The organism is Mycobacterium sp. SMC-18 (genome assembly GCF_045310895.1).
GTDB lineage: Bacteria > Actinomycetota > Actinomycetes > Mycobacteriales > Mycobacteriaceae > Mycobacterium.
Genome location: NZ_JBJIAL010000087.1, coordinates 1 through 5,894, shown reverse-complemented (window position 1 = coordinate 5,894; position 5,894 = coordinate 1). Strand labels below are relative to the sequence as shown.

The window sequence follows — 5,894 nt, the reverse complement described above, 5'->3', positions numbered from 1 at the left end:
ATGATCATCCTCGGGAAGGTGCGCCCACTTTCAGGCCGCCTCCTCGGGCCTCATCCACAGGTATTGATCATTGCTCCTCAGGATCACCGAAAGTACTTAGTACATCAATGAGTTCTTCCCGGCGCCATTGCGCGCCGACCGCACCCCAAGCAAGCAACTCAGACTCTCGGAGTTCAATGGCTGTAAGAGCGCGCTGGAGAGTGTCAATCATCGGCGTTCCCGCTGGGTGTGCCGGCAACCACTTTGAAACTGCGAGATGCGTTGTGCGACTGGAGCCACCCGACGACTTCATCCGTCATCAGAGCAAGAGAAGCCCCTCCGCGGGTTGCCGCCGCAAGGAATCGTCGTACCGAGTCCGGCTGAAGTCCTTGCTCGATCTGCTGGAGTATGGACTCTGCGTGCTCGAGCAGTTCTAGGGATCGATCTGTAGGAATGTCCGTTTGGTCGCGAGCCAATTGACCGAGGACAACTTCGAGTTGCTTCGAAAGCTCGCCAACGCCCGACACGTCGATAAGCGCTGTGGCGAGGTCGCGCAGTTCCGCGAGGTCGCCCATTCGTTCCGCAGCATATCGACGCCAGAATTCAACTAGGTCGCGTCTGAGCTCCGACTCGAAACGTTCAAGTAGTCGAACCGATTGATGCAAGGGTCGGCGCCCCAGACTCCTACCAGCTTCGCCGAGGTACTTCTTGACCTCGGGTGACGGAAGGCGTCCGCTCCAACCGAGTGGCTTAACGACCGCGGCAGCAGCAGCCAACTCGCTGAATTTCGCGACCAGCGCACCCAGGTGGACATCAAGCTCTTGTAGTTCCGAGAACTCCTGCTGCGCCTCGCTCTTACTGCTGGCCAACGCAAGTGCGTAATCGGTGTCAGCGATCCATGACACGGTTGGGGTCGTTGAGGTCACAGCGTGTTCTCCGGTTCGACGGACAAGAGGAGTGTCTGCAGCCTGGCGACTTGCATCTTGACGCCCGCTTTCAGGGCCGAAACGTCAACATCCCCGCCAGCAGATCGCTCACACTCGACCTTCGTAGTCTGCATGACTCGCTGAACAAGGCCCAACGAGTCAGCCAACCGCGCAATCTGACGTGCCGCAAATTGGTTGCGCACTACCGCACCAATATCACCTCGCGGAGTTCTGGGAGCTTCCATTGTTTTGAAGCCGGAAAGCGCCTCGATATGTCGCCTGAAGTTCCCTAGCTCATCACGCGGTCGGAAGAAACCAGCGATGCTAGCAGCCTCGCCGACTGCCTCTGCCTGCTGAGCTAAGACCGCTGGGCTTTGCCCCTCTAACAGCGCCTCGACAATAGCTAGGTTACCTGCGACATTGTCAGCTTCGTCAGCAGCAATTGCTGTAATCGCTTCGAACAGTCGCCGAGCATCACGAGCCAGCGTTGGTTCAGCGTCGGATTGCGCCACCCGTTGCAGCGAAAATGCGGGATCTTTCAAAAATTCCCTGATTGCATAGTCAAGCGGGTACACATCGATCAATTGGGCTGCACCGCGCGCGCCCTGCCTCACGGCCGCAAATTCGCCAACATAGTCGCTAACGGCGAGTGAACTGACGATGCGAGTCGCTGCCTCGTCCACTGCCGACCAAATTTCGCTAGGAAACCTCGCTCGTTTACTCGTCGTTCCTAAGGCGCTGGCCGTGGAGGAAATCGCCTCGGGATCGTGCCCAGACGCAGCCAACGCAACTACGTAGAGGCCCACTGCACTCTCTGCCAATCGAATTCCACCTGTTTGCGCGAGAAATCGATTCCGAACTTCTTTTGCCCAATCGTCGAGGCGAACATCAAGCGCAAGCAATAGTTGTTCGGGGCCGTACCCCTGAGGCCACTGCCACTTCGCCCGTGCCATATCGAAATGTCCATGGTCGCGGAACCAGCGTGCAGCAGCCATCACCAGAATGTCTTCGGAACTTCTGGTAAGGCGGAACCTCACTGACTCTGGCCCAGCCTTGGCGCCGCGTGCGCCGTCGATAGAAAACGACGTCGTGTTGAAGAGCTTGTCCAAAATCTCCTTCCCGCGGCCGCTATGTACGTGTATGCACAACTCATCAAGTTGCAGTCGATCCTTGGTGAGGCCACAGAACGTTGATCGAAGGATGTTAATTTCATCCTCGGGGAGTTCCTCGCCGTTCTGCCATTGAAATAGCGGTAGCAGTTCATTCTCAAGCTGCGTTGTTTCTGTCGTCCGATGCGTTTCCTGAGAAGACTTTTCCCTGCCTGGTGGTGCACCAGGCGAACGGTTATGGGCAGCGGTCGAGGGCGCCTCGATCGCGAAAGCATCAAGGATCCCGGACTCAAGCGGCGATTCGTCACCCCAGATAACTAATGCGCGATAGGTCCGCTCTGGGTCCGATGATGGGTTCGATTCTAATAGGGCAGGTTTCGCCATGCGAGTCCTGAAGTCGAACTGATCTTTTGCGCGTTCGTGAGGATAGCTGCTGTTTGCGATGTGCGCGTCAGCCTCTGCGAGGATCTCCGATATGCATTTGTCAAGTACCTCACGCGGAGTGGCTGATTCACCGATACGCCGAAGAGCTCGTGAGAGCGCTTCCGTGTTATAGGGATAGAGCCCGACTTCGCCTAGGCCTGTGATCGACACCGAACCAAACGCGGCATGGCAGGCGTCGCGGTGCCTGCAGGCCAAACCGTTCTCTCGCGTGTCGCACGCGTTGGACATCCAGTTCCGTTCCGTTCGCCGATCACTGCCCGTTCGCCAAAGGCGTTGTGTCTCACCACGTCCAACGCGGGTGAGGTTCAAGTATCGGCCCACGAACTCATCCGGCTGTGCCAGTGCTGAACCTCCTACGTGAAACTCATGTTCGATACGGGTCAACACTGTGCGTTCCAAGTCCGCGTATGGACCGTCGGTGATTGCAAAGATCACACGCAATGGAGCGAGATCTTCACCGGGTTGCGTCACAAATTGGTCATAGAGTTCGCCGTCAACGAGGCCAAACTGCGCGAGGTCCTCAAAGATCAGGACCAACTCTTGCCTCTCCTTCCGCAATGCTTTGCGGGATGCGCGGAACAGCGAGTCCAGCGTGTCTCCGCCCGCAACTCGAAGCCCAACTGCTTTAGGCAGAGCCACCCGCAATGCTTCCGCAAGAAGTCTTGTCGCATCTTGGGGATTCCGCACAATGATCTGCCAAAGTTCGGACAGTTCTCTTCGCGAAGAAAGCTCGCGCCGAATACCCCGTGCTCGAAGTGGGAGGTCATCGGCAGTGAAGATCTCGTCACTATCGTCGCGCCGAGAAGTCTTCCGAAAATACGACTGAACAAGTTGCCCTAATGCGCCGTCTGGACGCAAAAGCGACTCCCTGAACGCTGGAAGATCAATCAGTTCCGCGAGGCCGTCCCGACGACCACGTTCCTCGTCGCGAAGCCCTAGCATGTTGTTTCGATCCTCACGCTTGGCAGCATCCTCCGATGATTCGCCATCAAAAGGAGCATGATCGTCGAGGATCCAGTTGAGCGCGATCTTCATTTCCGATATGAGCCGCTCTTGCAATTCGCCCGGTTTCACGCCCGTAAACGCCGAATCAACACGTTTCATGAGGTCAGCACCCTCAACACCGGGCAGTCCCTCAATTACCCTGCGCAACAATTCACGTAGCGTTTGAACAGCTCGCGGGACATAAAGAACTTGAAACCTAGGGTCATCCATCGGCAGGTGTGCCCGGACCCAGCGCACAACATGACTTTTCCCACTACCCGAACTGCCGGTCACCGCGACAAGAGTGTTGCGTTCGACGTCGCCAACCCTGCTCAGAAGGGCTTCCAGAACCCGGGATTCACCCGAGCTACTGGTTCCCAATTCCGCGCCTTTCCTGTGCTCCAATTCTGTCGGCGTATGCGCGGCCAAGAAGATCGCGTCGGCATCGCCGGCGAGAGCCCCTATATCGGGGAATACTGTCTGGGCGATATTCGCCGAACTCCAACAGCGGAACGTCGCCATCGAGCTTTCAATCATTTGGAACTCCGTACCGAGATTCGACCAACCTGCCGCGTGCTTGCGCCCAAACCGATTACGAGCACGTCACGAGCGTCGTCAGAGGGAAGTAGTTCAAGCACTCCAGTTGCTTCGAGCTTCAGCAGACCGAATATCACGCTTTGCGGCAAGCTGGCCCAATTATTGCTGCCCTCCGGAAGTTTGTCCGTGAGAGCCTTGGCTCCAGCCACAGGAATTCGGTCATGCATCGCTTTGATCCATTCCTGTGCAGAACTTGCACGTGGGAGGTACCGCAGTTGGTCGCTGATCGCCGTACTGCAGTCAGGAATCAACACCTTCGCATTGGGCTGATCCGATCGACGCGCGAATCCGAGTGACAGCGCCCACCGTTGAAAGGGCAACCATTGTTCGCTGCGAGCCACGGCTTCGAAGCCAAGGTCGCGGATCCTTCTCTCAGTACCGCCGCCCCACGCAGTAGACAATGGACTCAACGGGCTCTCTTGAAGAAACCACGTAAGCCCCAACACTAGGTCGGGCACGCCGTCGGCCACATCGGTGAGCGCGTGCGTCATCACGCGGTGAGTGAGCTCAGCCCGAAACCACGGCCAGTCGTTCTGGTCATCCTGAAGTCCGTTGGCGATCTCGCTATCGAGGGTCAACGTTGAGTCACGTTCGTTGCAGATCACGAGACCGAGACCACACCCCACGTTGAGGCTATGTTGAAGCGCCGCACTGGCTTCCGACTGTGATGGGTCCGAAGGGCGGAGAATTTGAAGCGATTTCTGAAGACTGTCTTCCGATACTGGTGCGCTGGTTCGGCTGAGTTGCCGGCAGATGACATACAACCCGACCGCACTCGCGGGCGCGTTTCCACGCAAGTAGTCCACATTATCCCCCTTGAAGAAGCTCGACAGCGGTCTCAACCGGCATCGCTGGTATCGAGATGCCAACCTGATTGGCGCCGATGCAAGCATCTGCCGACACGAGTAGTACATCGCACATCGCGATCCTGTCGAGATTGAATCGTTGGCGTAGCCGACGCGAACTCCAATAGCGTGAGACCACTTGTCCAGATGCGAAGTACGAAAAGCTTGACACGGGACAGAGGTCGGTCGGCGTGAGCGGCAAGTCGTCGGTAAAAATCAGCTCACCAGGAGGTGGCTGCGGTATGGGGTTGATCGCTCCGCCTAAGTGACGAACTCCAAGCCGAACCAATCCTTCCGCGACTTTGGAAGCAAAATAGTCGCCATCCCGACGGTAGGTCAGAACGGCAAGCCCACATGCTCCTCTTGAAGCGGTGACGAAAGCCGCCAGTTCAGAGTTTTCCTTGGCCGGAACAACCCATAATTGCTCGGGGCCCGGGGCCGGGTCGTCAGTTTGAGCTGTGCAGTTCCTCCGACAATCCGGACATCTGCCGCAAAGTCCGACCGGTTCCATGTGCTGCAGTCGATTTCCCCACCGCTCGAGCAACTCCCGACTAGGCCTGTAAGCCTCGGAGATCCCGCCGCAGGCTCCCGTAACCTGCGTGGAGAGGTGTCGGATCCGTTGGAGGGCATCTCGGGACCGCCCCGACTCCCGCTGCTGCCAACGCGACCAATCCTCGTCCCAGAAAGCGTGGGTCCCGAGCCCAGCGCCATGGCGGATGATCGGAACCCAGTCGGAGGCTACAACGCTGTCACCCTCCACTAGTTCTCGGATATCCTCGACATCGAACTGATCTCGCTTGAGTTCACCGAGTTCCACTAGGCCTTGAATGAGTTGCGCGTTCCAACGACGGTTGTAGTCGCCAGTGCCCACCCCGCGCGAACTTTCGAGGTCAACGAAGGTGCGATCGTTCACTGTCTTCCGGTGAAGCCACAAGGAGGAATTGTCAATACCTGTGGATCGGCTTGTTTCAGGCGACCTCCGTTCCAGTTGATTCGGTCGGTGCCGAGTC

General features: G+C 57.5%; 3 protein-coding genes. All 3 read right to left on the bottom strand.

The features are described 5' to 3' along the window. Nucleotides 1-203 precede the first annotated feature (203 nt). The 3 genes from ACJH6J_RS29815 to ACJH6J_RS29805 are packed head-to-tail and all read right to left on the bottom strand — an operon-like array spanning nucleotide 204 to nucleotide 4,845. Nucleotides 204-905, bottom strand: coding sequence for a hypothetical protein (locus ACJH6J_RS29815; protein ID WP_406804997.1), 702 nt, complete (start codon nucleotides 903-905; stop codon nucleotides 204-206). Continuing rightward, on the bottom strand, nucleotides 902-3,979 hold the full coding sequence (locus tag ACJH6J_RS29810; protein ID WP_406804996.1) for a hypothetical protein: 3,078 nt from the start codon (nucleotides 3,977-3,979) through the stop codon (nucleotides 902-904). The genes ACJH6J_RS29815 and ACJH6J_RS29810 overlap by 4 nt, the downstream gene beginning before the upstream one ends. After that, on the bottom strand, nucleotides 3,976-4,845 hold the full coding sequence (locus ACJH6J_RS29805) for a hypothetical protein (RefSeq protein WP_406804995.1): 870 nt from the start codon (nucleotides 4,843-4,845) through the stop codon (nucleotides 3,976-3,978). The genes ACJH6J_RS29810 and ACJH6J_RS29805 overlap by 4 nt, the downstream gene beginning before the upstream one ends. Nucleotides 4,846-5,894 lie beyond the last annotated feature (1,049 nt).